The sequence below is a fragment of the Ochrobactrum sp. PL_is483 genome (assembly GCF_055816855.1).
In genome coordinates this window covers 23,406-46,930 of the sequence record NZ_JBVPGS010000019.1, presented here as the reverse complement: position 1 = coordinate 46,930, position 23,525 = coordinate 23,406, and the positions used below count along the sequence as shown (strand labels likewise).

At 58.7% G+C, this 23,525-nt stretch carries 23 protein-coding genes and 1 pseudogene; 13 read left to right on the top strand and 11 right to left on the bottom strand.

Annotated elements, in window-relative coordinates:
* Window positions 1–2 precede the first annotated feature (2 nt).
* Genes AC0TNJ_RS01370 through AC0TNJ_RS01360 form a run of 3 tightly spaced genes read right to left on the bottom strand, consistent with a single transcriptional unit; the run spans window position 3 to window position 3,175 of the window.
* A complete protein-coding gene (locus AC0TNJ_RS01370; RefSeq protein ID WP_473769982.1) occupies window positions 3–362 on the bottom strand; it encodes a DUF1491 family protein in 360 nt (119 codons plus the stop codon).
* 10 nt (window positions 363–372) lie between these two features.
* The gene (locus AC0TNJ_RS01365) at window positions 373–1,356 is read right to left on the bottom strand and encodes a peptidoglycan-binding domain-containing protein (protein ID WP_473769981.1); all 984 of its coding nucleotides are present in this window, start codon (window positions 1,354–1,356) and stop codon (window positions 373–375) included.
* Complete coding sequence (locus AC0TNJ_RS01360) at window positions 1,331–3,175, bottom strand: sensor histidine kinase (protein WP_473769980.1); 1,845 nt, start codon at window positions 3,173–3,175, stop codon at window positions 1,331–1,333. Before AC0TNJ_RS01360 ends, AC0TNJ_RS01365 begins: the two co-directional genes overlap by 26 nt.
* 368 nt (window positions 3,176–3,543) lie before the next feature.
* Between AC0TNJ_RS01360 and AC0TNJ_RS01355 the strand changes: the two are divergent.
* From AC0TNJ_RS01355 to AC0TNJ_RS01345, 3 genes and pseudogenes are all read left to right on the top strand, one after another.
* Window positions 3,544–3,663, top strand: a pseudogene (locus AC0TNJ_RS01355) (PaaI family thioesterase); the annotation flags it as partial.
* A 67-nt stretch (window positions 3,664–3,730) separates the two neighbouring features.
* A complete protein-coding gene (locus AC0TNJ_RS01350) occupies window positions 3,731–4,174 on the top strand; it encodes a hypothetical protein (RefSeq protein WP_473769979.1) in 444 nt (147 codons plus the stop codon).
* A 66-nt stretch (window positions 4,175–4,240) separates the two neighbouring features.
* The gene (locus AC0TNJ_RS01345; RefSeq protein WP_122003296.1) at window positions 4,241–4,666 is read left to right on the top strand and encodes a SufE family protein; all 426 of its coding nucleotides are present in this window, start codon (window positions 4,241–4,243) and stop codon (window positions 4,664–4,666) included.
* On the opposite strand, the gene AC0TNJ_RS01340 is transcribed toward AC0TNJ_RS01345, so the two are convergent.
* From AC0TNJ_RS01340 to AC0TNJ_RS01330, 3 genes are all read right to left on the bottom strand, one after another.
* Complete coding sequence (locus AC0TNJ_RS01340; RefSeq protein ID WP_473769978.1) at window positions 4,658–5,950, bottom strand: amidase; 1,293 nt, start codon at window positions 5,948–5,950, stop codon at window positions 4,658–4,660. The genes AC0TNJ_RS01345 and AC0TNJ_RS01340 overlap by 9 nt on opposite strands.
* Before the next feature lie 93 nt (window positions 5,951–6,043).
* Window positions 6,044–6,835 carry a DUF6456 domain-containing protein gene (locus AC0TNJ_RS01335; protein WP_473769977.1) on the bottom strand — a complete coding sequence of 264 codons (792 nt, stop codon included), beginning with the start codon at window positions 6,833–6,835 and terminating at the stop codon, window positions 6,044–6,046.
* A complete protein-coding gene (locus tag AC0TNJ_RS01330) occupies window positions 6,832–7,278 on the bottom strand; it encodes a helix-turn-helix domain-containing protein (RefSeq protein ID WP_122003310.1) in 447 nt (148 codons plus the stop codon). Before AC0TNJ_RS01330 ends, AC0TNJ_RS01335 begins: the two co-directional genes overlap by 4 nt.
* A 271-nt stretch (window positions 7,279–7,549) precedes the next feature.
* Here AC0TNJ_RS01330 and AC0TNJ_RS01325 point away from each other — a divergent pair, with 271 nt between their 5' ends.
* A complete protein-coding gene (locus tag AC0TNJ_RS01325) occupies window positions 7,550–7,819 on the top strand; it encodes a cytoplasmic protein (protein ID WP_473769976.1) in 270 nt (89 codons plus the stop codon).
* Between the two features lie 139 nt (window positions 7,820–7,958).
* On the opposite strand, the gene AC0TNJ_RS01320 is transcribed toward AC0TNJ_RS01325, so the two are convergent.
* Window positions 7,959–8,387, bottom strand: a complete 429-nt coding sequence (locus tag AC0TNJ_RS01320; RefSeq protein WP_122003292.1) for a Ros/MucR family transcriptional regulator — start codon at window positions 8,385–8,387, stop codon at window positions 7,959–7,961.
* Between the two features lie 703 nt (window positions 8,388–9,090).
* On the opposite strand from AC0TNJ_RS01320, the gene AC0TNJ_RS01315 reads away from it, so the two are divergent.
* The 7 genes from AC0TNJ_RS01315 (at window position 9,091) to AC0TNJ_RS01285 (ending at window position 17,637) form a co-directional block, all read left to right on the top strand.
* A complete protein-coding gene (locus AC0TNJ_RS01315) occupies window positions 9,091–11,196 on the top strand; it encodes a S9 family peptidase (protein WP_473769975.1) in 2,106 nt (701 codons plus the stop codon).
* 114 nt (window positions 11,197–11,310) lie between these two features.
* A complete protein-coding gene (locus AC0TNJ_RS01310) occupies window positions 11,311–11,649 on the top strand; it encodes a hypothetical protein (RefSeq protein WP_473766942.1) in 339 nt (112 codons plus the stop codon).
* Window positions 11,650–11,752: 103 nt separating this feature from the next.
* The gene (locus AC0TNJ_RS01305) at window positions 11,753–13,453 is read left to right on the top strand and encodes an AMP-binding protein (RefSeq protein ID WP_473766943.1); all 1,701 of its coding nucleotides are present in this window, start codon (window positions 11,753–11,755) and stop codon (window positions 13,451–13,453) included.
* Window positions 13,454–13,569: 116 nt separating this feature from the next.
* Complete coding sequence (locus AC0TNJ_RS01300) at window positions 13,570–13,932, top strand: DUF2267 domain-containing protein (protein WP_473766944.1); 363 nt, start codon at window positions 13,570–13,572, stop codon at window positions 13,930–13,932.
* A gap of 293 nt (window positions 13,933–14,225) precedes the next feature.
* On the top strand, window positions 14,226–14,666 hold the full coding sequence (locus tag AC0TNJ_RS01295) for a c-type cytochrome (RefSeq protein WP_473766945.1): 441 nt from the start codon (window positions 14,226–14,228) through the stop codon (window positions 14,664–14,666).
* A gap of 416 nt (window positions 14,667–15,082) precedes the next feature.
* Window positions 15,083–16,021: a c-type cytochrome gene (locus tag AC0TNJ_RS01290; protein WP_473769974.1), complete on the top strand. Its 939-nt coding sequence runs from the start codon at window positions 15,083–15,085 to the stop codon at window positions 16,019–16,021.
* Window positions 16,022–16,125: 104 nt separating this feature from the next.
* Window positions 16,126–17,637, top strand: coding sequence for a helicase HerA-like C-terminal domain-containing protein (locus AC0TNJ_RS01285; protein ID WP_122003284.1), 1,512 nt, complete (start codon window positions 16,126–16,128; stop codon window positions 17,635–17,637).
* A gap of 93 nt (window positions 17,638–17,730) precedes the next feature.
* Here the strand turns inward: AC0TNJ_RS01285 and AC0TNJ_RS01280 are convergent, their stop codons facing one another.
* A complete protein-coding gene (locus AC0TNJ_RS01280) occupies window positions 17,731–18,447 on the bottom strand; it encodes a L,D-transpeptidase (protein WP_473769973.1) in 717 nt (238 codons plus the stop codon).
* Between the two features lie 292 nt (window positions 18,448–18,739).
* Complete coding sequence (locus AC0TNJ_RS01275) at window positions 18,740–19,393, bottom strand: haloacid dehalogenase type II (RefSeq protein ID WP_473766947.1); 654 nt, start codon at window positions 19,391–19,393, stop codon at window positions 18,740–18,742.
* Window positions 19,394–19,726: 333 nt separating this feature from the next.
* Between AC0TNJ_RS01275 and AC0TNJ_RS01270 the strand changes: the two genes are divergently transcribed.
* Window positions 19,727–20,323: a superoxide dismutase gene (locus AC0TNJ_RS01270; RefSeq protein ID WP_122003280.1), complete on the top strand. Its 597-nt coding sequence runs from the start codon at window positions 19,727–19,729 to the stop codon at window positions 20,321–20,323.
* 60 nt (window positions 20,324–20,383) lie between these two features.
* On the opposite strand, the gene AC0TNJ_RS01265 is transcribed toward AC0TNJ_RS01270, so the two are convergent.
* Window positions 20,384–21,679: a CynX/NimT family MFS transporter gene (locus AC0TNJ_RS01265; RefSeq protein WP_473769972.1), complete on the bottom strand. Its 1,296-nt coding sequence runs from the start codon at window positions 21,677–21,679 to the stop codon at window positions 20,384–20,386.
* A complete protein-coding gene (locus AC0TNJ_RS01260; protein WP_473769971.1) occupies window positions 21,676–22,353 on the bottom strand; it encodes a FadR/GntR family transcriptional regulator in 678 nt (225 codons plus the stop codon). Before AC0TNJ_RS01260 ends, AC0TNJ_RS01265 begins: the two co-directional genes overlap by 4 nt.
* A gap of 164 nt (window positions 22,354–22,517) precedes the next feature.
* Between AC0TNJ_RS01260 and AC0TNJ_RS01255 the strand changes: the two genes are divergently transcribed.
* Window positions 22,518–23,510, top strand: a complete 993-nt coding sequence (locus AC0TNJ_RS01255; RefSeq protein WP_122003277.1) for a magnesium transporter CorA family protein — start codon at window positions 22,518–22,520, stop codon at window positions 23,508–23,510.
* Window positions 23,511–23,525 lie beyond the last annotated feature (15 nt).

The following is a 23,525-nucleotide window of genomic DNA, read 5'->3' as shown; positions in this document are numbered from 1 at the left end:
CGTCAGTAAGACGCTTCTCCGTCCTGCGAAATCGAGAACAGTGCCGACGCGTCGGCAATATCTACCAGTTCGACCAGCCACAGATCGGGGTCGAAACGGGTTTCCCGCGCCATGCGGTCACTTGCCGCCATGTCATCGGCGTCGTGAAGAATGCGCAGGAACATGCGCTCCCCGTCATTATCCTCTTCATAGGAGGTCTGCGGCGCAGGCGAATATAAATCGCATGTGCCGAAGCGCGAGCTTACCTTGATGAAAATCGCGCCCGCTTCCGGTGAACCGCGACGGGCGAGATAGGCAAAGCCGCCCTCGCCCTGCACCTTGCGGATCAGGGCCGAAACCCAGAAATCGGATGTCAGGCGCATAGGGCATCCATCAGCTTATCAAGCCGATCTCACGCATCTTGGCGATGAGCGTTCCATCGATTTCGCCTGTCACGGGCAAGCTGAACAGTTTCTGGAATTCGCGCACCGCTTCCTGTGTCGACTTGCCGGGCTGTCCGTTCACCGGCACCGTGTCGTTGCCGAATGCCTTCAGCCCGGCCTGCACGCGGATAATATCCTGCGAACTCACTTTTCCCGATTGGATGGCGGGCGTTGCCGCAACCTGCTTTTTGGCCGCCGGTTTTTCATAGGAAGCAAGGTCGGGCTTCGGCTTTGAAACTGTTTCCGATTTCAAAATGGCAGGCTGCGGGCGCGGCGACGGAACCGCGACCTCGATGGCTTTTGCCACATCATCCTGAGCCGGGCTACGGTCCAAATTGCTGTTTTGGGCACCGGCCAGCAATTGCGCAGGGATGTTGGCCTCCTGCACGCCAAGCTTTTGCTGCAAGGCGCGCCAGCGTTCCACCGCTTCGCGGGTCTGCGGCCCGGTGAACCCATCCACCGGTCCCTTGTAGATGCCCAGCGTCGAAAGCCGCTGTTGCAGCCGCGCGATTTCCAGATCGGCGTTGGGCGCAAGTGCCGGCAGCATGTCATCCACCGATGCGCTCATGTTTAGCCGGTCCGTCGCCAGGCTGGCGGTTTCCTGCGTCGGGGCGGTCTCGCTCTTCGCGGTTTCAGCCGGTTTCGGGGCGTTGTCACTCACTGCGGCGGTTCCCGGCAGCACCTCGCGCGGAGTCGGCTTGAACACGAAATCCGGCCTGGTGCGGAAAAACACAGCGTTGTGCGCCTCCGGCTGATACCAGAGCGCATTGGCCGAAACAAAACTCATGACCACCAGAAACGCGGTTGCCCCGCCGGTCAGGACGGGGTTGCGCGCGATGAAATCTCCGGCAGCGATGGCAAGCGCCGAGGCCGACGTGAAGAAGAAATGGAGGAGCCGCGATCCGAGACTACGCCGTTTTGCGGGCTTGCGCATTTTTCTGCTCCCGGATTTCGTCGTTCTGCCAGTCATGTCGCCTTTCTCCCTGGTGACGGTGCATGTCGATCACCGTGCCCAGCTCTGGGCCCAGCTTTGGGCCAAGTTCCTGATGTTCGTCTTCTCCCATGACAAATTGCGGACCTGCCACCGGAAGGCGGACAGTGACGACCGTGCCTTCGCCGGGGCAGCTTTTCAGTTGCATCGTTCCCTGATGCAGCTCCACAAGCCCCTTGACCACCGAAAGGCCGAGGCCGCTTCCTTCCTGCGCGCGCGCATAATTATTGTTGGCGCGCACGAATGGCGTGCCGATGCGCTGCATGTCTTCCGGCTCGATGCCGATGCCCGTATCCGAAACGCTGAATTCCAGCATCGCACGGCCTTCAGCCACCACGCGCGCTGCATCAATGGTGACGCAGCCGCCGCTTTGCGTGAACTTCACCGCATTTCCGGCGAGATTGAGCAGGATCTGCTGGATGGCGCGGCGATCGGCCACCAGTTCGCCAATGCCGTTGCCGACGCGATGGCAGAAGGCAACGCCCTTCTTCTCGGCCAGCGGCAGCATGACGGCGGTGCACATTTCAGCCGCTTCGCGGAAGGCAAGCCTCTGCGGATCGATGCTGTAATTGCCGGTTTCCAGACGCGAATTATCGAGAACGGCGTTCACAAGCTCCAGCAGATAATGGCCGGACTGATGAATGAGCCCCGCATATTCGCGCTGCTTCTCATTGGCCAGCTTGCCGCCCATTTCATGCGACAGCATGTCGGAAAAGCCGATGATGGAATTGAGCGGCGTGCGCAGTTCGTGGCTGACGGCTGCGAGCAGACGGCCCTTGCCGATGCGCTCCGATTCCAGTTCCGCTTTCAGCGTGGCAATCTCGTCCAGAAGCTTCTGCTCGCCTTCAAGCGAACGGCCAATCAGCGTGACGGCGTCAGCACTCGCGGCGCCTTCAAGCCGATAGGTGCGGAAGACGGTCTCGCCATTTTCGATGGAGCGCAGGCGCACGTCGATCTTGCGCACCGAGGCACCGGCGCGAAGATCGGCCAGAAGCGAAAGATATTCAACGCGGTCGGCCACATGCACGCGGTCGATCAGGGCCGTGCCTTCCAGCATTTTCGGCTGCACGCCCAAAAGCTTCGCAGAGTTCGCGTCGACCGACGACACTACGCCATCCGCATCGAGGCAGAACTGCACGTCACCGGCAGCAACCGCGATCTGCGGTGCGCCGACCTTGATCTCGGCAGGTTTGGCAGCGCTCACAAAGCCACGCGCAACGAGGCTTGCAGCATAAAGGACAAGAACCGCGACAGACACATAGCTGCCGCCGGAAATAGCGCCGCCGCTCGCGGTCGCAAGGAAACCCAGAATCATCGCGGCGAATGCTGCGCCTACCGCGGAAGCGCCCGGCTTGCGGGTCGCAAACCAGACCTCAAGCGGCAGACCTGCCGCCATCAGCCACAGGACCGCATTGCCATGCGAAAAGGCGCCGATGGCAGCGAGACCCGCGCCATAGGCAGCGAAGTTCAAGCCAGCCAGAACGGGCGCAGCGATGCCCATCAGCGACAGCGCGCACAGGATCATGGCGACGCCTGCAAAGCTGGCGGCGAGAATCGCAAATTCCGTGAAGCCCGGCGTTACGCCGGAACCAAGCACCGCAGCACACAGCAGGACCGGCACGGTGATGACCGAGCCGATGACACGTATGGAGGCCGCGTCGGGCGTGGATGCCCAGCGGCGGCAGAAACGTTCGTAAAAACGGCTGATCGCCTGCACGTTCGTGCGGAAGGCTTCGGCTGTTTTCAAAAGAATGGCGTTCAACGTGCCCTACTCACTCAATACTCTTGCATGGTCAAAACCGGAAAGCCGACGCACTTCCAGCGAGCAACAGATTGCAGCCGAGGCTTTAAAGAAACGATAAAGCGGAGCCGCCCAAAGCGGATAAGTGATGTGCCGGGGGTGCTTTTCTGTCTATGGTAAACAGAGTGTAGCAATCGGCGAAATGATATTGCTGCCCGATGCAATCTTAGGCTGTAGAGACGGATTAACTCATGGTTCGGTATGAGCGAAAATGGTTCAGCTTTAGGAGCGAAACCGAAGATGGGGTGGTTCCCCCATTGAGGTTTTGCGACGCCAAGATGGGACATTTTCGTCATATCGCGAAGCGACGTGGTGTATTTTCCCTCTGAATGCGTCGAAACTCCCTTATGGAGGAACAACTCCATGCGGTCGTTTCTCCTGTTCAGCAGAAAAATACACCAACGCCGAACCGTAAGTTAATTCGTCACTACAGCCTAACGTTCAAACCGAACGGTTACGGAATCTTTTCGAATTCATCGGACATTGACGCCGACACACCGCAACAGAAGCAAGGCAATGATCCGTTTTCTCCTCAAATCCGCATTCTGGCTGACGCTGGCGTTCCTTGTGATGCCGCGCATCTTCCCTGCGGATGAGCAGAACAAGCCGCAGGAGAAACCCGCCATTGCCGCGACCGAGCGGGAACCTGATCCAATCGGCCAGCTTCTCGCCAATGGCAAAACCGCCGTGGAGCTGGGCAAGCTTTGCATCGATAACCCGTCCTTCTGCCAGAACGGAACCTCGCTGGTTTCCAGCGCCGGAAGCGGACTTCTGGAAGGAAGCCGTGTCGCGCTTGAATATCTGAGCGACCGCTTCGGCACCAAGCCGCAACCGCCTGCGAAAGTGGAACCGGCAGCACCTCTGCCTCCGCAGGCCGCAACCGGCATTCCCATCCCCACATCGCGGGAAGACGCCCTGCGCGCACTGGATCGTCGCGCGATCGGCGCAATTGAACGCTAGTTTTCCGTGACCTTGCCACGTTTCATCACTATATAAGCGGCAAGAAACTTCTTTCAGGCGAGTATCATGACCACGACCATCGATAGCATCATGTCCGATTTCGAATTTCTCGATGATTGGGAAGACCGCTATCGCTATGTCATCGATCTCGGCAAGGAACTGCCGCCCTATCCCGACGATGCGCGCGATGCGGAGCACAAGGTGCAGGGCTGTGTCAGCCAGGTCTGGCTGAAAACGCTGCCGCAAGACGGCGCCGATCCGGTCATCGAATTTCTGGGCGATTCCGATGCGCATATCGTGCGCGGTCTGGTGGCCATCGTGCTGGCGCTTTACTCGGGCCGCAAGGCTTCGGAAATCCTGACGATAGACCCCGAAGCCATTTTGAAAAAGCTCGGCCTCGACGAGCACCTCACCCCGCAGCGCGCCAATGGTCTGCGTTCCATGGTGGCGCGCATCCGCCGCGAAGCGGAGCTTGCGAAAGAATCAGCCTAACAGTTTTTCCACCGACAGGGCTGCGGCCAGCAGCCTTTTGTCCGTGCCGCCGCGCGCGGTGAGCATGAAGCCGGTCGGCAGCGTCATGCCCGCCATGGGCACGGTGATGCTGCAAAGATCGAACTGGTTGCCGACCTGTGTATCCCGCAGAAGCAGCCCTTCCACACGGTCATATTCGGCTTCGTCATCGCTGACCGAGGCAATCGTCGGCGCAACAATCGGCGTAGCGGGCGTCACGAACATGTCGAACCGGCTCAAACGCTCGTCCATTTCCCGCACCAGCGCCGCGCGCGTTTCCATGATCCCGCGATAGGTTTCCATCGGCACCTTGATGCGGACGGCGAGCGGGCGCTTCACGCGGATGTCGACAATGGCCTCGGGATCGCCCAGCCATGTCGATGCGTGAACATGGCTTGCCTCAATGCCTGCAATGGAGCCCACGCGGGTTGCTTCGCGCAGGCGCTGGATCAGATCATCGACTTCCAGATCGGCAATGATAGCGCCCGCCTTTTCGAGAAGTGCGACGGATGCCTCGAAATGCTTCGCCACATCCGGCTCCATATCGGCCAGAAGATAGCCCTTCGGCAACGCAACACGCAGCCCCTTGAGCGGCAGCGCGTCGGGCAGTATCGGTGTTTCGCCCGCCATCACAGCATCGGTTAGAATGGCATCAGCCACCGTGCCGGTCAGAGGACCGACGGAATCCAGCGATGGCGCCAGCGGAAAAGCACCGTCGAGCGGAATGCGCCGGGCTGTCGGCTTGAAGCCGACAATGCCGTTCAGCGCCGCCGGAATGCGCACCGATCCGCCCGTATCCGAACCGATGGCAATTTCGCTCGTGCCTTCCGCAGCCGAGACTGCCGCACCCGATGACGAACCGCCCGGAATGCGCGCAGGGTCAATCGCATTGCCCGGCTCGCCATAATGCGGGTTGAGGCCGACCGGCGTGAAGGCAAATTCCGTCATATGGGTCTTGCCGACGATAACCGCACCTGCCTCGCGCAGACGGCGGACAATCGTTGCATCCTGCGTCGCAGGCGCTGCATCACGGCGGATAACCGAACCGGCAAGCGTCGGTTCTCCGGCAACATCGAAAAGATCCTTGATCGAAACAATGCGCCCGTCGAGCGGCCCGACAGCGCGCCCGTCGCGCAGGCGCGCATCGGCGGCATCCGCCTCGGCACGTGCCTGTTGCGCATAAACCTTGCTGAAAACGCGCTCGTTCCCTGCCCGCGCTTCCAGCCGCGACAGGATGCTTTCCAGCCGATCCCGTACCGAATTCATGTGATTTCTCCCCACTTCCCCATCAGGCCTGCCAGGCTTGTTTGGCACAGGCGATAGACCCGCCCCAATGGAGTGTCAATGAGGGAGATGGCTTCATTTGTTCTGCGGCTGCAACCGAGGGCGATAGTCGTCGGAGCCCCAATGCAGGACGGCGCCGCCTCCCCGCTCCTTTTCAGGCTGAGGGTTGTAATGCCGGTGCAGTGCGGCAAGGCCGACCTTGAGCAGCATCTTGGCCGAACGTGCGGGCCATTGCCGCTCGCGCTCCACGGTTTCAAGACCTTTCAGGAAGCAGCAGACATCAACCAGAACACCGTTCAGTTCCGGCCCCACCGCCTCCAGCGCCCGCTCGACCCGGACGCGGCTGGCAAGCGCAATATCCGTCAGTTCGGCCATGCCGCCCGCCCCGCTCGCCCTGCTCCTGACGCTTGTCTCCCAACGCATCGTGATGGAAGGCATGAGCGAGCCGCGCGTGAAGTCGGCACGCAACCGCTCGCCTGCAAGAAACTCGTCTTCCGAAATGAAGGAAGAACCGCTCGCGGTCTTGCGCCGGTAGAGCATGGCTAGCGGCGACTCTTCCGGGTTGATCTCAACCTTTTCGCCCTGCTCATACTCCACGGTCAGGGTTTTCCTTGCCGGAACGGGTGACGGCTTGCAGCGTTTCTTCTGGCTCCTGGCAGCGTCTCGCGCCAGAACAAGGCGTTCATTCTCCCAGCGCAGCAATTCCTTTTGATGCATGGCCTTCAGTTCGGAGCGGGAAGCCGCAATGGTCCCGTGATCCGCAGCGAGCAATACATGCGTGGGGCGAACCGAATCCTGAACCTCGCAGGACCCGCCCTTCAGAAAGCGTATAATTCTCGCTTCGGACACTGACAGTTGGGTGGTCATGCCGCCATCCTCCACTCCGCGAAAGCACTTTGCGCAATGCGCTCGAAGGTCGAGACGATCGCATCGAATTCGGTATCGTCACGCATGTCTTCCACCAGATGGCAGGCGTGCATTACCGTGGTGCGGTCCCGTGCAAAGCCCACCGCCACATCCCGCATGGCCAGGCCGAATGCCGTGTGCGCGACATACATGCCGATCTGCCGGACACGCGCAACCTCGCGCCTGCAACGCAAGGGAGAACGCAATTCGGTGCCGGAAACGCCGAACATGGCTACAAGCAAATCAATCAGGGCATCGCACAGCGCTACATTGTGCCGCTGCCGCAACCGATCGGCGGAGCCCTCCTCCATTGCCAGGCTAAGGTTGCGACCATGCCTTGCTGCCAGCAGCTTCAATGCTTCGAAAGCTTCTGCCCGCGTGTGAATGACATCCGATAGTTCCAAAGACATTCATCTTCCCTCGCCAGAATAGGAATATCTTCTTATACGGAGAAAAATGCAAGAGTGGATAAGTTTTGTAGAATGGATTGCGTTGCATGCTTAATTTCGTGGTTTCTAAGATAGGCTAAAGCCTTGTAAGCATGGCATTAACGCGCCACGAAGGGTACGGTTGCTGGCTATTCTACCGAAATTTGCGGGCAAAATCTAGGAATATTATCCAACGCCGACTGGCGAGGCTCATGCTCGTTCACACCCAGAAATGAGGATTGTGACGATGGAAGCGGATCTCAAACATGCCCGCAAATTGTTTTTTGACTGGCAAAAACAGAATCAACTGACTGCGATGCAGCGTATCGCCTTGCAGATTATCGCCGGGATTGATCTCGATGAAGTTCTCAAAGCATCGCAAGAAGAAAAGGAACAGACCAAGCGGCGCCTGACGCGCCTCATGGAGAGGGAACGACTGAAAGGAATGCGCGGTCACTGGAGTTATGACCTGAACCGGCACATTGCATTGAAACAGGCTTTTGACCGGATCGCTTGATGGAGGCGAGCGTTTCGGGAAAAGCAGGCCCAAGCAAAATGGCCGTTATCGTCGAGCTTGCGCTTTACGATAACGGCCATTTCAACAAACGCTCAAGAATAGACGCGGCAAAGCGCAGTGCGCTCGAATGTCAGAGCGCTTAAGCTTCCTTCGGCTTGCGGCCGAGGCCCATCTTCTTCGCCAGACGCGAACGCGCAGCGGCGTAGTTGGGAGCGACCATCGGATAGTTCGGGTCGAGATCCCACTTTTCGCGGTACTGTTCCGGCGTCATGTTGTAATGGGTCATCAGGTGACGCTTGAGCGACTTGAACTTCTTGCCGTCTTCGAGGCAGATGATGTAGTCGTCATGAATCGACTTCTTCGGATTGACTGCCGGCTTCGGCTTCTCAACCACGACGGGCGCTTCCTCGCGTTCGACGTGGCGCTTGAAAGCAGAATGCACTTCAGCGATCAGCTGCGGCAGTTCACCGGCGCGAATCGAATTATTGCCGACATATGCAGCCACAACATCTGCAGTAAGGCTCAGAAGCAGTTCTGCGCTCTCGTCGTGCGTGTCCAGATTTTCCATCAGATTTCCTTTTTACTTCTTATTGTTGCGTAATCGACGACTGGAGATCCCCGCCTGCCATCGTCGCTACGTATTCCAAAACTCTGCCGCATTCATTCCCGATTGCGGATATCAGTTGATAATGTCATTTGCAATAGAATTGTCAAACCACATTACATTAACAACAAGTCTTTCTTCTTGAATCGGCAAATACAAAAACCAGAACTCAACCTTGCCGGAATAGGGAAACTATGAAACACGATGTGTTCGCGCCGCCTCCCCTGTCATTTATTACAGGATAAGGATGAAGCCGCAGTTCGCTGCCGGGATTCCTTTAATTTGCTCGGGCGCCGCTAGCAATATTTTTTTCCCTCAAGTTTTCTTGTACGAGGCTTAAGACTAACCCGTTTCCGTTCAGTAGCTTTTGGCCGCAAAATCGGGCCTCAAAAAGGCATTGGTCAAATATATTTCAACGGAATCAACTCGCTTTCGCCTTTTGGCGCAACTATATAAACACCAGTATCACCCGCTAGCGGTCTGATTCCAACATTTGCATCCCTTGGTTCAAGCGCTGAGCAAATGTTGGTAATCCAAAAGACCACCAGGAATTTGACGTTTGAAACAGCATCTATGTCAGCCGGGATTCAAACGTGAAATTCAATCCACTAGAACGCATGGCTTACGGGCCTTGCAGCAATCGAAACAGTTTTCATCGGAACTATGGATGTCTCAAAGCTCCTCCCAACCTCAACCGCCGCACGCTGCCAAACATCCGGTCAATGACACCCGCCACGGGATCACCCGCACCGACGATTATGCTTGGCTGCGCGCAGATAACTGGCAGGAAGTATTCAAGGACCCTTCGGTTCTGGCCCCGGAAATACGCACACATCTGGAAGCCGAAAATGCCTATCAGGCGGCGCTCATGAAAGACACGGAAGCGCTGCAAAAAAGCCTGTTTGCAGAAATGCGCGGGCGGATCAAGGAAGATGATTCGTCCGTCCCCTCAAGGGATGGCCCCTACGCCTATGGCGTGTCCTATCGCACCGGCGGCGAACAGCCCTATTTCATCCGCACGCCCCGCGATGGCGGCGCGGAAACCATTCTTCTCGACGGCGATGTCGAAGGCAAGGACAAGGCATATTTCCGCCTCGCCTCCGCCGACCATGCGCCTGATCACAAACTTTTGATCTGGGGCTATGACGACAAGGGGTCGGAATTCTACAAGCTGAAAGTCCGCGACCTCACTTCGATGAAGGACCTTGAGGATATCGTCACCGATACCAATGGCGGCGGCGCCTGGGATGCGCGAAGCGAAGGCTTCTTCTATACGCGCCTTGATGAAAACCACCGGCCATCCAAAGTCTTCTACCACAAGATAGGCACAGACCAGTCAAACGACCGGTTGATCTATGAAGAAAAAGATCCGGGCTTTTTCCTCGGCGTCGGCGGTTCGGCGCTGGACGACTATATCTTCATCGACATTCATGACCATGAAACATCGGAATGCTGGCTGCTTCCCGCCAGCGATCCGGCGGCAAAGCCGCAGCTCGTCATGAAGCGCAAGACCGGCACGGAATATGACATCGCGCCCGGCGGCGACGTCTTCTACATCCTGACCAATGCCGATGGCGCCAAGGACTTCAAGATATGCCAGGCGCCCGCCAGCGCGCCGCAACCGGAAAACTGGGTCGAGGTCGTGGCGGAAAAGCCGGGACGGCTGATCCTGTCGCACTCGGCCTACAAGCATCATCTTGTCTGGATGGAGCGGGACAACGGCCTGCCGCGCATCGTGATCCGCGACCGCGAAACCGGCGAGGAACACGCCATTGCCTTTGACGAGGAGGCCTATTCGCTCGGTCTTCACGGCAGCGCCGAATATGATACGGATGTAATCCGCTTCTCCTATTCGTCCATGACGACGCCGGAACAGCTTTTCGACTACAATATGCGCACGCGGGAGCGGAAGCTCCTGAAAACGCAGGAAGTTCCGTCCGGCCACAATGCGCAGGATTACGTCACGCGCCGCGTCTTCGCCAAGGCATCGGATGGCGAACTGGTGCCGGTCTCCCTGCTCTATCACAAGAACACCAGGCTCGATGGCTCTGCGCCATGCCTGCTCTATGGCTACGGTTCCTATGGCATCACAATTCCGGCGAGCTTCAGCACCTCGCGGCTGTCGCTTGTGGATCGCGGCTTCGTCTATGCCATCGCCCATATCCGCGGCGGCAAGGACAAGGGTTTCGCCTGGTACGAAAACGGCAAGCGCGACACGAAGGTGAACACCTTCACCGATTTCATCGCCGCCGCGAGGCACCTCGTTGCAGAAGGCTTCACCAGCCATGACCGCATCGTCGCCCATGGCGGTTCGGCAGGCGGCATGCTGATGGGCGCGATTGCCAATATGGCGCCCGACGCCTTCGGCGGCATCATTGCCGAAGTGCCGTTTGTCGACGTGCTGAACACGATGCTGGACGACACGCTGCCGCTGACCCCGCCGGAATGGCCGGAATGGGGCAACCCGATCACTTCGGAAGCCGATTACCGGACGATTGCGGGCTATTCGCCCTACGATAATGTCAGCCGTCAGGCCTATCCCGCCATTCTGGCCGTGGCGGGGCTTACCGATCCGCGCGTCACCTATTGGGAGCCCGCCAAATGGGTTGCCCGGCTGCGCGAACTGAAGACCGACGACCATCCGGTCCTGTTCCGCATCAATATGGATGCGGGCCATGCCGGAGCCTCGGGCCGCTTCTCGCGGCTGGAGGAAGTCGCCTACACCCATGCCTTTGCGCTCAAGGTGACTGGCAAGGCAGGCGACACGCTCTGATTTCAGACAAGGCATCGCACCCCTATTTTAAGGGTGCGATGCTTCTCATTGGAAGAAAAAGTACTATTCTACTTGTGAAGTTGTTTCATAGCTGGTCTTTTCAGGGAGAATTCGATGCTGCGTAAGCTGATTGCTCTTTGCCTCACGTCCGCATCGCTTGCGGTTTCCGGCCTTGTCGCGCTGCCGATTTCGGCTGAAGCGCAGGTGCGCAAGGATGTGAGCGAATATGCGGGCCAGCGCTGCAATGTGCCGAGACGCGGCAGCGGCATCATTGTCGGCCAGTTCAGCGGCGTGGACGATTCGCCCTTCCTCACCGGCGGCGACGGATTGATCCCGATCGACCGGGTTCGCTGCTTCACCACCCTGTCGGAATGCAAGGGCTGGCTCTATACGATGCAGAGCAAATACACCAATGCCGGTGCTGCAACGCTCGTCCGCTGCACGAAACGCTGACCCCGACCAAAAATCTGCGGTTTTCATGAAGCCCTGCGGATGGCATCCTCTCATTACTTGATGCGTCGCCTTCGGCGTCATCTTCGGTTTGGGAGGATCGAAAATGCAGCAGGCAAGCTCTGTTCCCAGTTATGTCCATGGCGCGAGCGACAAGCTCCTCATCGGCAACACGATCGGCCGGCATCTGGACCAGATCGCGGAACAATATCCCGACCGTCCAGCCGTCATCGTCCGGCACCAGAATATCCGGCTGACCTATTCCGAACTCAGGCAACGCACCGACGAACTTGCCGAAGGCTTTCTCGCGATAGGCTTGCGCCCCGGCGAGCGGCTCGGCATCTGGTCGCCCAACAATCTCGAATGGATACTCACCCAGTTTGCGAGCGCCAAGGCGGGTCTGATCCTCGTCAATATCAACCCGGCCTATCGGGCGCATGAACTGGAATATGTGCTCGGCAAAGTCGAATGCGCCGCACTCATCCTCGCACCGTCGCTGAAGACCAGCAACTATATCGATATTCTGCGCAGCATTGCGCCTGAACTCGATGAAGCCCGGCCCGGTCATCTGATGTCCGGGCGGCTTCCCTCACTGCGATGCGTGATCCGGCTCGGCACGGAGCAGACGGCGGGCATGCTGAATTTCGACGAAGTCGCCCAATCCGGCGATGACGTCACCAGACAAGAACTGGTGCAGCTTGCCGAAGAACTGCAATTTGACGACCCGATCAATATTCAATTCACCAGCGGCACGACCGGCAGCCCGAAGGGCGCGACGCTCTCGCATCACAATATCCTCAATAACGGCTTTTTCGTCGGCGAGGCGATGCAGCTTTCCGAACAGGACCGGCTCTGCATTCCGGTGCCGTTCTACCATTGTTTCGGCATGGTGCTGGGCAATCTTGCCTGCGTCACCCATGGCTCCTGCATGGTGATCCCCAACGACAGTTTCGACCCGCTGCTGACGCTCCAGACCGTCGAGGAAGAGCAATGCACGGGCCTGCATGGCGTGCCGACAATGTTCATCGCGATGCTGGATCACCCGGACTTCAGCCGCTTCGACCTCTCAAGCCTGCGCACCGGCATCATGGCGGGATCGCCCTGCCCCATCGAAGTGATGCGGCGCGTGGTGAGCGAGATGCACCAGAGCGAAATCACCATCGCTTATGGCATGACCGAGACAAGCCCGGTCAGTTTCCAGAGTTCGACGACCGATCCGCTGGAGCGGCGCGTCTCCACGGTCGGGCGCATTCACCCGCATCTGGAGGTGAAGATCGTCGATGCGGACGGCAAGGTCGTGCCGCGCGGCGAAAAGGGCGAATTGCTGACGCGCGGCTACAGCGTCATGCGCGGCTATTGGAACGACGCGGAAAGTTCAGCCGGAGCCATTGACGATGCGGGCTGGATGCACACGGGAGACCTCGCGACCATAGACGAAGAAGGCTATTGCAACATCGTCGGGCGCATCAAGGACCTTATCATTCGCGGCGGCGAGAACATCTATCCGCGCGAGATCGAGGAATTCCTCTTTACCCATCCCGCGATCAGCGATGTGCAGATATTTGGCATTCCGGACCGGAAGTTCGGCGAAATCATCTGCGCCTGGGTCAAGCTGCACAAGGACGCCCGGCTTTCTGAGGAAGAACTCACCGAATATTGCCAGCAACGGATCGCACATTACAAGGTTCCGGCTCATATCCGCTTCGTGGATCAGTTTCCGATGACCGTGACCGGCAAAATCCAGAAATTCGTCATGCGGCAGGTCATGATCGAAGAGCTGGAACTGCAGGAAATTCAAACGGCGTAATTATCCCGCACCATCTCATTTCGGGACCGCACACCTAATATTTTGGCATACAGCCGCTTGCAAAGCGAAGGCGAGAATGCATATTACGTAAACGTAAGATTTTTGGGAGAGTTTCCATGGAAGAACTGATCGCACGCATCACCTCCAAAGTTGGCATCGATGCGGGAACGGCAGAAAAGGCAGTCGGCATGATCCTCGCCTTCCTGCAGAAGGAAGGTCCGGCAGCGGAAGTCCAGAAGCTTCTGGCAGCGTTTCCGGGCGCTGAAGAAGCGATTTCGCAGGTCAAGGGTGGCGGCTTCCTGTCCGGCCTGATGGGCGGCGTGATGGGCCTCGGCTCGCAGCTGATGGGCGCGGGCCTCGGCATGGGTGAAATTTCCGGCGTTGCCAAGGAAACCATCCGCTTCGCCAAGGAAAAGGCCGGTGACGAACCGGTTGATGCCGTCATCGGCGCGATTCCGGGCCTTGGCCAGTTCGTCTGATCAAGCCTTGCATGCCCTTCAGAAAAGGCCCCGGATTCCGGGGCCGTTTTTGTTTGGCCCCGGTGATTAGACATTGATTCACGAGCAGCCGCCTCATCCGGAGTATAAAACAATAGAATTTAAGTCATGTTTATCACGATAACGTGAACCGCATGTAATAACCGCTACAGATTCAAAATGATACTTGCTGCCTTGGGGATTTGGCCGGTGTCATGATTGCAATGTCCGGGATTGTATCGGATATTTGAACCAAGGGACGAATTCTGTTCAATTTTTTAAATGCGGAGGATCGCATGCGTTTGTTTTTTCTGACTGTCAGCTCTGCGGCGCTATTGGTTGCCGGCGTGGCGCAAGCCGACGTCATCGCTGATCGCGAGGCGATCATGAAGGATCTGGGGCGTTCGGTCGGGACGATTGCTCCCATGATCAAGGGCGAAAAGCCTTTCGATGCGGCCACGGCGCTTGCGGCGCTGGAAAAGATCGATGCCGATGCCAAAAAGCTGGATGTGGATGCGCTGTTCCCTGCCGGTTCGGATAAGGGCGATACCGAAGCTTCGCCGAAAATCTGGGAAAACAAGGACGATTTCGTCAAGCATGTCGAAAAATTCCGGGCCGATGCCGCTGCTGCTCTCGCCGCCAAGCCGCAGGATCTGGATGCGTTAAAGCCAGCCTTCCAGCAGGTCGCCGCCAATTGCGGTTCGTGCCATCAGGCCTATCGCGTCAAGAAAGACTGATCTTCACGGTTGACACCGGGCACACCGGACGGAAACATTCGGTGTGCCAATTCATTTTGAGCAGATGTGCAAAGCGGTCCGCTAGAGCATCGGCCCGGAAATCGGAATCGATTTTCGGAAAGCACGATGCTTAGAGCCTGAATTAAAAAGCGGCAGGCCGAGGCGAAAATGGCGATTTTCGAGTACCGGAGCGCAGTGTGCTTCCAAGCATAGTCCCGAAAAGTTGCAGACTTTTCGGATAAGACTATGCGTCTGAGAAAGCTACATGAGCACCGAAACGCAGAAAATTGCCATTTGCCGACCGGCATGGCGACTTTTGGAACAGGCTCTTAGATTCAATAGGTTGGAGCTACCTTTGTGCGTCCGTAAGGACGCACGGCGCTCTAATACCGGAACCGCATACGGGAACGGGTGGAATGATCCGAAAACTGGCATATGCCGCAGGCATCGTGGCCGTAGCTGGAGCGGCGGCTTTCTGGATTTTGACGGCGCCTCAGAAGGTTGACCAGACGGTGCTGGACGCGATGAAGCCGGGCGACCCCGTCAAGGGTGAGCAGGTTTTCTGGGCGGGCGGCTGTGCTTCCTGCCATGCGGCACCGGGTGCGACGGGCGATGCGCGCAAGGTTCTGGCGGGCGGGCATGAACTGGTTTCAGATTTCGGGACATTCATCGCGCCCAATATCTCCCCATCCGAGCAAGGGATTGGCACCTGGACGATCCATGATTTCGCCAATGCCATGCTGAAAGGCGTCGGCAAGCGCGGCGAACATCTTTATCCGTCCTTCCCCTATACATCCTATGCCAGAATGCAGCCGCAGGACGTGGCCGATCTTTTCGCCTTCATGAAAACGCTGCCGCCATCCGACAATGTCGCGGCACCGCACAAGCTGTCCTTCCCTTTCAATATTCGCCGCGGGCTTGGCCTGTGGAAACAGCTTTATCTGACCGATCAGCCAGCGGTGGAAATCGCGAACGCCTCCGATCAGGTGAAGCGCGGCCAATATCTGACGGAAGCGCTTGGCCATTGCGGCGAATGCCACACGCCGCGCAATGCGATTGGCGGAGTGGAAACCGGCAAGTGGCTTGCCGGTGCCGTGTCGCCTGAGACCGGCAGTGACGGCAAAAAAGGCGTTGTGCCGAATATCACCCCGGACGAAGCGGGCATTGGCGGCTGGAGCGCGAAAGACATCGCCTATGCATTGCAGAGCGGCTTTACCCCGGATTTCGATTCGCTCGGCGGATCGATGACCGATGTGGTTGCGAATATGGCCCATCTTGCCGAGGCGGACCGCAACGCCATTGCCGCCTATCTGAAAGCCATTCCGGCTCACGAAAACGGCTATCCGGCGCGGTGAATTCCGCCATGCCCTGTTTGGAGGCAAGCCACGGCTTTTCCTTGTCGTGGCGACGAGCGGCGTTTATACGTTGAGTGAGTTGAACAGAGGGAGCAAGCCGCCTGATGACTGCCGAAGACGCTATTTTTCTTGGCGCGAGCCGCAAGCCAGACGACTCCTACCAGCAGCCGGAATATCTAGCGCTGAAATACGGTAACCGGCACGGCCTCGTCACCGGCGCGACCGGCACCGGCAAGACGGTGACCTTGCAGGTTCTGGCCGAAAGCTTTTCGGCGGCTGGCGTTCCGGTGTTCTGCGCCGACATCAAGGGCGACCTGTCCGGCATCGGGGCTATTGGCGTTCAAAACGACGGGCTGCTCAAGCGCGCATCGGAAGTGAAGCTCGACCCTTATGACATGCGCGCCGCGCCGGTGATCTTCTGGGATATTTTCGGCGAACAGGGCCATCCCGTCCGCGCCACCATTTCCGAAATGGGGCCGCTGCTGCTGTCTCGCCTCATGAACCTGACCGACGCGCAGGAAGGCGTGCTGAACATCGCCTTCCGCCTGGCGGACGAAGAAGGCTTGCTGCTTCTGGATCTCAAGGACCTGCAGGCCATTCTCGCTGAAATGGCGGACCGTTCGGCGGAGCTTTCGGCGAAGTACGGCAACGTCAACAAGACCTCAGTCGGCGCGATCCAGCGCTCGCTTCTGGTTCTCGACCAGCAAGGCGGCTCGAAATTCTTCGGAGAACCGGCGCTGAGGATTTCCGATCTGATGCGCACCACCACCGACGGGCGCGGTGTCGTGAGCGTGCTTGCAGCCGACAAGCTTATGATGAGCCCTCGCCTCTATTCGACTTTCCTGCTGTGGCTGATGTCGGAACTGTTCGAGGAACTGCCGGAAGTGGGCGACCCCGACAAGCCGAAGCTCGTCTTCTTCTTCGACGAGGCCCATCTTCTCTTTGATGAGGCGCCGAAGGCGCTGATCGACCGCGTCGAGCAGGTCGTGCGCCTGATCCGCTCCAAGGGCGTCGGCGTTTATTTCGTGACGCAGAACCCGCTCGATGTGCCGGAAACGGTTCTGGCGCAGCTCGGCAACCGCGTGCAGCATGCGCTTCGCGCCTATACGCCGCGTGAGACCAATGCCGTGAAGACCGCAGCCGACACGTTCCGTCCGAACCCGGATTTCAACACGTTTCAGGCAATCACCAATCTTGCCACCGGCGAAGCGCTGGTTTCCACGCTTCAGGCCAAGGGCGTGCCTTCCATCGTGCAGCGCACCCTCATTCGCCCGCCCTCGTCACGCATCGGACCGCTGACGCCGGAAGAACGCGCGAAGATCATCGCCGCAAGCCCAGTTGCCGGGCAGTACGATCAGGCTGTGGACCGCGATTCCGCTTTCGAAATGCTGGCCCGCAAGGCGCAGAATGCGGCGGCAGCCCAGCAAAAGGGCAAGGAAGAGGAAGAAGGCGGCGGCGGCATCTTTGGCGAGATCGCCGGTACGGTGCTCGGTACCGGCCGCCGCTCCGGCCGCCAGACGGTGGCGGAAGCAGCCATGAAATCCGTTGTCCGCTCGGTCGGCAATTCGCTGGGGCGTGCACTCGTGCGCGGGATTCTGGGCAGTTTCAAGCGGTGAAGTAAGGCAGTAAGGCAGTAAGTGAAATAGGGCAGAAGGTTTCAGTCAAGCAAACATATTGCCCTACTGCCTTACTGCCCTATTCCCCTAAGCTCACATTACGAGAATCGGCGCCTTGGCTGGAACACGATCGTAGAGATCGATGATGTCCTGGTTCAGGAAACGCACGCAGCCCGAAGAGACCGCCTTGCCGATTGACCACCATTCCGGATTGCCGTGCAGGCGGTACAGCGTGTCCTTGCCGTCCTGGAAAATATAGAGCGCGCGGGCGCCGAGCGGGTTCTTGAGGCCCGGAGCCATGCCGCCGTTCTTGGCGCTGTAAGGCATAAGTTCCGGCTGGCGGGCAATCATTTCGTCCGGCGGGGTCCAGCGCGGCCACTGGCGCTTGTACTGGATCACAGCACGGCCAGACCATGCAAATCCTTCACGGCCAATGCCGACGCCGTAGCGCATTGCCTGACCGCCTTCGAGGACCAGATAGCAGAAGCGGTTCGCCGTATCGATGACGATGGTGCCCGGCAGTTCGCCGGTCGGGTCCTGCACAACCTGACGCAGATAGCGCTTGTCCATCTTCTGGACCGGGATCGCCGGAAGCTGGAAGCCGCCATCATCCACGGCGGCATACATCTGCGCCCAGCCGCCATAGGAGGAGTCCACATTGGCCTGCGGGGTGCGGTTGATCGGGTTGCCCGACTGATCCACATCAATGATTGGAACATTCTGCCCCAACTGAGCGCAACCGGCCAGGCCGGCCGCCGCTGTCGCTGTCATTGCCGTCAGGAAGGAACGGCGGGTAAGGGTCGTTTGCATATGAAAACCAGTTTAGTGACGGGAGGAGTTACAGATACACATTCAGGGTTAACGAATTGCGACCCGGCCAATTGTGGCGGATCGGCGGCGAACCATCGAAACGGCCCTAAACGGCAATTTCCGGTATTCGGTTGCACGGAAAACGCCCGAAAAATGTGGCGTACGCCCGTTCTTAATGCGGCCTAAACATGGCAAAGGCCCACCAGCATGGCTCGTGTTGCAGCCGCGACACAATTTTGGGTTCACGGACCGGCTTTCAATAAACCGGGAACGTTCAAATTTTAGTGAGCATTCAGTCGAGCAGTTGAAGGCTTGGAAGAATGAGTGCGGGAGCAAACTGCCTGTATTCGTCGGGCTGGTTGGAGCGGTTGATCCAGACCCCACGCATGCCGAACCGGACCGCGCCTGCCACGTCCCAGCGATTCGAGGACTGGAACGAGATCGCCGACGGATAAAGCCGCCAATGCAGGGTGATGAGTTCGTAGACCGCCGGGGCGGTCTTGTACTTCCTGACTTCATCGACCGAAATCACGTCGTCCAGCAAAACATCGAGTGCAGCCGAACGGACGGCGGATTCCAGCATTGCGGGCGACCCGTTGGAGAGGATTGCAAGCCGCGCCCCCTTCTCCTTCAGGCTTTTGAGGGCAGCTGGCACTTCCGGATAGCAATCAAGCTTCCAATAGGCGTCAAGCAGATCATTGCGCAGAGCGGGATCAACGGAAGGATAGCAGGCGAATGCAAAACCAAGCGATTCCTCGGTGAGTTTCCAGAAGTCGCTATAGGCTCCCATCAGGCTCAGAACCCAGGAATATTCGAGCTGCTTTGCTCGCCACAGCTCGGAAAATGCCCGCCCGTCCGGTCCGGCCTTGTCCGCATGCCGCCGCACCGCCGAATGGACATCGAACAATGTGCCATAAGCGTCGAAGACATAAGAACTGTGGGACACCGTTTCCTCCTGCGGGGGCTGCCGCGCATCGCGAAGAGTTAGAGCGCGTTTCGATCTTGATTGGATCAGACCGGGCTCTAATCCTTTGTTTTTGACGCGCATCTTATCCGAAAACCGTTTCACACTTTTCGGGATGCGCTCAAAATTCAGAATTACGCCATCCTACTGTGATTTCAATAATAATTCATTGTCTTGAAGCTGAATTGCTCATTCGCGCCATTGCCGCCCGCACTGATGCGGCCTATGTAGATTCCGCACGCAAGTTTTGTGGCAGCATCTGCTCGGCCAGCCAAGAGCTGCCCATATAAGCTGAAGAAAAGAGGAGAGTTTCCAATGGCTTTCGAACTGCCCGCCCTGCCGTATGACTATGACGCCCTTGCGCCTTTCATGTCGCGCGAGACGCTTGAACTTCATCACGACAAGCACCATCAGGCCTATGTCACCAACGGCAACAAGCTGCTCGAAGGCTCCGGCCTCGAAGGCAAGAGCCTGGAAGAGATCGTCAAGGAAAGCTACGGCAAGAATCAGGGCCTCTTCAACAATGCCGGCCAGCACTACAACCACATCCATTTCTGGAAGTGGATGAAGAAGGGCGGCGGCGGCAAAAAGCTGCCGGGCAAGCTGGAAAAGGCAATCGAGTCGGATCTCGGCGGCTACGACAAGTTCCGCGAAGATTTCATCGCTGCCGGTGTCGGCCAGTTCGGTTCGGGCTGGGCCTGGCTGTCGGTCAAGAACGGCAAGCTTGAAATCTCCAAGACCCCGAATGGCGAAAACCCGCTGGTTCATGGTGCAACGCCGATCCTCGGCGTCGATGTGTGGGAACATTCCTACTATGTCGATTACCGCAACCTGCGTCCGAAATATCTGGAAGCCTTTGTCGACAGCCTCATCAATTGGGAATATGTCGAGGAACTCTACGAAAAGGCCTGATCCCTTTCGTATGCCGATAAAGAAAAACCCCGGTTTTGCCGGGGTTTTTTGATATTCGTCTTACTCTTTTATGACCTGCACGCCCACATGCTGGGCCCGTCCCGCGCCCCATCCGGCGACCGCCGCCCCCAGCCCGAGCAGGCCGAAGAACGCGCCGCAGGCGGCAAAACTGCCCGTCGCACTGTGGATCATGCCGACGATCAACGGCCCGATCGCGGCGAGCGTGTAGCCGACGCATTGCGCCATGCCGGACAGATGCGCCGCCGTGTGTGAATCTGGCGCGCGCAGAACGATCACCATCATGGCGGCGGCAATGAGACCGCCCTGCCCGATGCCCTGAACGACTGCCAGCCCCCAATAGGTCCACTGCGGCAGGTAGAGAAAGCCGATCAACGGCAGGGCCGCGCAGGCACACAGGACGACATTGAGCAGGCTCTGGTTCTTCTGGCGGGTGGCAATGGACGGCACCCCGAGACACGTGACGACCTGCACCATGATCGAGAAGGAGACGAGACCGCCGGCGGCTGCGGCACTCAGGCCCTGCTCGCGCAGGATCGGCGCCAGCCATCCAAAGACGATATAGGCCGTGGAGGATTGCAGCCCCATGAACAGCGTGACCTGCCAGGCCAGCCTGTCCTTCCAGAGACCGATCACGCGGAAGCCCGAATGTGCCACATTATGCTTTGCGCGCACGGCCTGCGGCAACCACAGAAGCAGAACAAGCGCTGCCGGAACGGCCCAAAACGCCAAAGCGAGGTTCCACGAACCGCCGAACATCTCCTTGATCGGAATGGTAAAGCCGGCAGCGGAAGCCGCGCCGCCGCACAGCGCCATCGTGTAAAGGCCGGTCATGATGGCGGCGGTTTTCGGAAAATCGCGCTTCACGACGCCGGGCAGAAGCACATTGCCGGTCGCAATGGCCGCGCCAGCCAGCGTCGCGCCGATATAGAGCGAATAGAAGTTGCCCACCCCGCGCAGCGCCGTGCCGAGGGTCAGCACGAGAAGCACGAACAGCAGCACGCGCTCGGCTCCGAAGCGCTGGGCGAGGCGCGGCGCGAAGGGAGCGAAAACGCCAAGGCAGACCACAGGCAAGGTGGTCAGCACGCCAGCCGCGATGGAGGACATGCCGGTGGCATCGATGATTTCCGGCAAGAGCACGGAAACGCTGGAGAATACCGGCCGCAAATTGGCAGCGATGAGCACGAGGCTCAACCCCAGCAAAATGCGCATCGCCTGGCTGGGCGGCTGCTGGACAGGCGGCGGCGGAACGCTGTCCGCCTCCGCGTCGACCAGCGCGTCTGGCTGCATCGCCTCGTTTTCCGTCGCGTCTGACAGGGCTGTGTTCGTGTGGCTCATGATGCCAGCAACCTTTCAAGTTCTTCAATCAGGGGCGCCATGAAACGGCGAACGGTCGCTCCGGCCTTGTCGGGATCGCCCGAGGCGATGGCTTCCACGATCTGGCGATGCGCCTCGTCGCTCGGTTCGGGCAGTTCGCCATCGAGCGTGGCTTCTATGGATTCGCGTATGGAGGCGGAAAAAAGGTTGTAAGCCTCGATCAATGCGCCGTTGCCGGAAGCGGCGACAATGGCCTCATGAAAGGCAAAGTCACGGGCAACGAAAACCGACCGGCCGAGTTGCTCGCGATTGCCCCGCTGTGCCAGCATCTGTTGCAGATGCGTGATCGCTTCCGCCGTTGCGCGCTGTGCGGCAAGGCGCGCGGCTTCCGTTTCCAGAAGCGCCCGCGTTTCAAACCGGTCGCGAAGGCTGGAATGGCGGATACGGTCAAGGCTGCGCGCTGCATCGGCAGTGGAACGGACATAGGTGCCCGACCCCTGCCGGGTTTCAAGCATTCCCTGCGCCACCAGCGCCCGTACCGCCTCACGCACCGTGCCGCGGCTCACGCCCAGCTTGGCCGAAAGCGCAGCTTCGTTGGGAAGCTGGTCGCCTATCGACCAGCGGCCCGATGTAATCTCCGTGCGCAACGACTGCATGGCCGCATCCGTCAGGCTCTTTCGGGATATTGTCTTCATACCCTCACCAAAGTCATCCGATGACTTGATGAATTATGCGGGCGAAGCCCACATGTCAACAAGGAAGAAGAAGCACGCTACGGGGGATGGCGCGGACCGCCGCATTCCGTTAACAATTTTGGCGCAAAGTGCCGCTTCGAGCCATTGAGACTTCAGGTGCCAGCATGATCACGCTATACAGCCTTTCCGGGGACCATCTTGCAGCGGTGGAGGTCGAACCGGGCACCCCGCTGCCCGAAAACGTGATCTGGATTGACCTGTTTGCCCCCGGCGTGAACGAGGACAGCATTGTGGAGGCGTGGACGGGAATTTCGATCCCGACGCGCGAGGACATGACGGAAATCGAGGAATCGAGCCGTTTTTATATGGAGACCGGCGCGCAGTATCTCACCGTCCCCATCCTGCACGCGGTCGATCTCGACCATCGCGAGCTGGCGCCAGTCACCTTCATCCTGCATGGAACGCGGCTGATAACCGTGCGCTACGCCAATCCGAAGTCATTCACGACCTATGTGATGCGCTCCACCAGGCCGGGCAATGGGCTCATATCGGCCAAATGCTCAGGGCTTTCGATCATGCTCGGCATCACCGAGGCCACGACCAACCGGCTTGCCGATATTCTGGAAGGTGTGGCGGGCAAGATCGATGCGGCCTCGCATTCCATCTATCGCCGCCAGCCGAAAGCCCGCCCGATGACGACGCAGGACTTCCGGCACATATTGACCCAGATCGGCGGACAGGGAACCTTTCTGTCGCGGATGCGGGAAAGTCTGGCAGGCATCAGCCGCATGCTGGTCTATCTGTCTGCAACCAACAATCCGGCCTCCGGGAAGAAGGAAACGCGCAGCTGGATCAAGTCGCTGGAGCGCGACACGCAATCGCTGACCGCCTATGTGGATTTTCTGTCCAACAAGGTCACGTTCCTGCTCGATACGATTGTCGGCCTGATCTCGGTCGAGCAAAACGCCATCATCAAGATTTTCTCGGTCGCGGCAGTCGGCTTCATGCCGCCGACGCTGGTCGCTTCCATCTACGGCATGAACTTTTCCTTCATGCCCGAATTGCACTCCCCCTGGGGCTATCCGATGGCGCTTATTCTGATGGTCGCCTCTGCCCTGCTGCCGCTCTATTATTTTCGTCGAAAGGGTTGGCTGTAGTTTGCAGTGACAAGG

Excerpts from the sequence above, each read along its gene's own strand:
- AC0TNJ_RS01370 (WP_473769982.1), bottom strand. The coding sequence starts at position 362 with ATGCGCCTGACATCCGATTTCTGGGTTTCGGCCCTGATCCGCAAGGTG.
- AC0TNJ_RS01365 (WP_473769981.1), bottom strand. The coding sequence starts at position 1,356 with ATGCGCAAGCCCGCAAAACGGCGTAGTCTCGGATCGCGGCTCCTCCAT.
- AC0TNJ_RS01350 (WP_473769979.1), top strand. The coding sequence starts at position 3,731 with ATGATCCGTTTTCTCCTCAAATCCGCATTCTGGCTGACGCTGGCGTTC.
- AC0TNJ_RS01345 (WP_122003296.1), top strand. The coding sequence starts at position 4,241 with ATGACCACGACCATCGATAGCATCATGTCCGATTTCGAATTTCTCGAT.
- AC0TNJ_RS01340 (WP_473769978.1), bottom strand. The coding sequence starts at position 5,950 with ATGAATTCGGTACGGGATCGGCTGGAAAGCATCCTGTCGCGGCTGGAA.
- AC0TNJ_RS01335 (WP_473769977.1), bottom strand. The coding sequence starts at position 6,835 with ATGACCACCCAACTGTCAGTGTCCGAAGCGAGAATTATACGCTTTCTG.
- AC0TNJ_RS01325 (WP_473769976.1), top strand. The coding sequence starts at position 7,550 with ATGGAAGCGGATCTCAAACATGCCCGCAAATTGTTTTTTGACTGGCAA.
- AC0TNJ_RS01320 (WP_122003292.1), bottom strand. The coding sequence starts at position 8,387 with ATGGAAAATCTGGACACGCACGACGAGAGCGCAGAACTGCTTCTGAGC.
- AC0TNJ_RS01315 (WP_473769975.1), top strand. The coding sequence starts at position 9,091 with ATGTCTCAAAGCTCCTCCCAACCTCAACCGCCGCACGCTGCCAAACAT.
- AC0TNJ_RS01310 (WP_473766942.1), top strand. The coding sequence starts at position 11,311 with ATGCTGCGTAAGCTGATTGCTCTTTGCCTCACGTCCGCATCGCTTGCG.
- AC0TNJ_RS01305 (WP_473766943.1), top strand. The coding sequence starts at position 11,753 with ATGCAGCAGGCAAGCTCTGTTCCCAGTTATGTCCATGGCGCGAGCGAC.
- AC0TNJ_RS01300 (WP_473766944.1), top strand. The coding sequence starts at position 13,570 with ATGGAAGAACTGATCGCACGCATCACCTCCAAAGTTGGCATCGATGCG.
- AC0TNJ_RS01295 (WP_473766945.1), top strand. The coding sequence starts at position 14,226 with ATGCGTTTGTTTTTTCTGACTGTCAGCTCTGCGGCGCTATTGGTTGCC.
- AC0TNJ_RS01290 (WP_473769974.1), top strand. The coding sequence starts at position 15,083 with ATGATCCGAAAACTGGCATATGCCGCAGGCATCGTGGCCGTAGCTGGA.
- AC0TNJ_RS01285 (WP_122003284.1), top strand. The coding sequence starts at position 16,126 with ATGACTGCCGAAGACGCTATTTTTCTTGGCGCGAGCCGCAAGCCAGAC.
- AC0TNJ_RS01280 (WP_473769973.1), bottom strand. The coding sequence starts at position 18,447 with ATGCAAACGACCCTTACCCGCCGTTCCTTCCTGACGGCAATGACAGCG.
- AC0TNJ_RS01270 (WP_122003280.1), top strand. The coding sequence starts at position 19,727 with ATGGCTTTCGAACTGCCCGCCCTGCCGTATGACTATGACGCCCTTGCG.
- AC0TNJ_RS01265 (WP_473769972.1), bottom strand. The coding sequence starts at position 21,679 with ATGAGCCACACGAACACAGCCCTGTCAGACGCGACGGAAAACGAGGCG.
- AC0TNJ_RS01260 (WP_473769971.1), bottom strand. The coding sequence starts at position 22,353 with ATGAAGACAATATCCCGAAAGAGCCTGACGGATGCGGCCATGCAGTCG.
- AC0TNJ_RS01255 (WP_122003277.1), top strand. The coding sequence starts at position 22,518 with ATGATCACGCTATACAGCCTTTCCGGGGACCATCTTGCAGCGGTGGAG.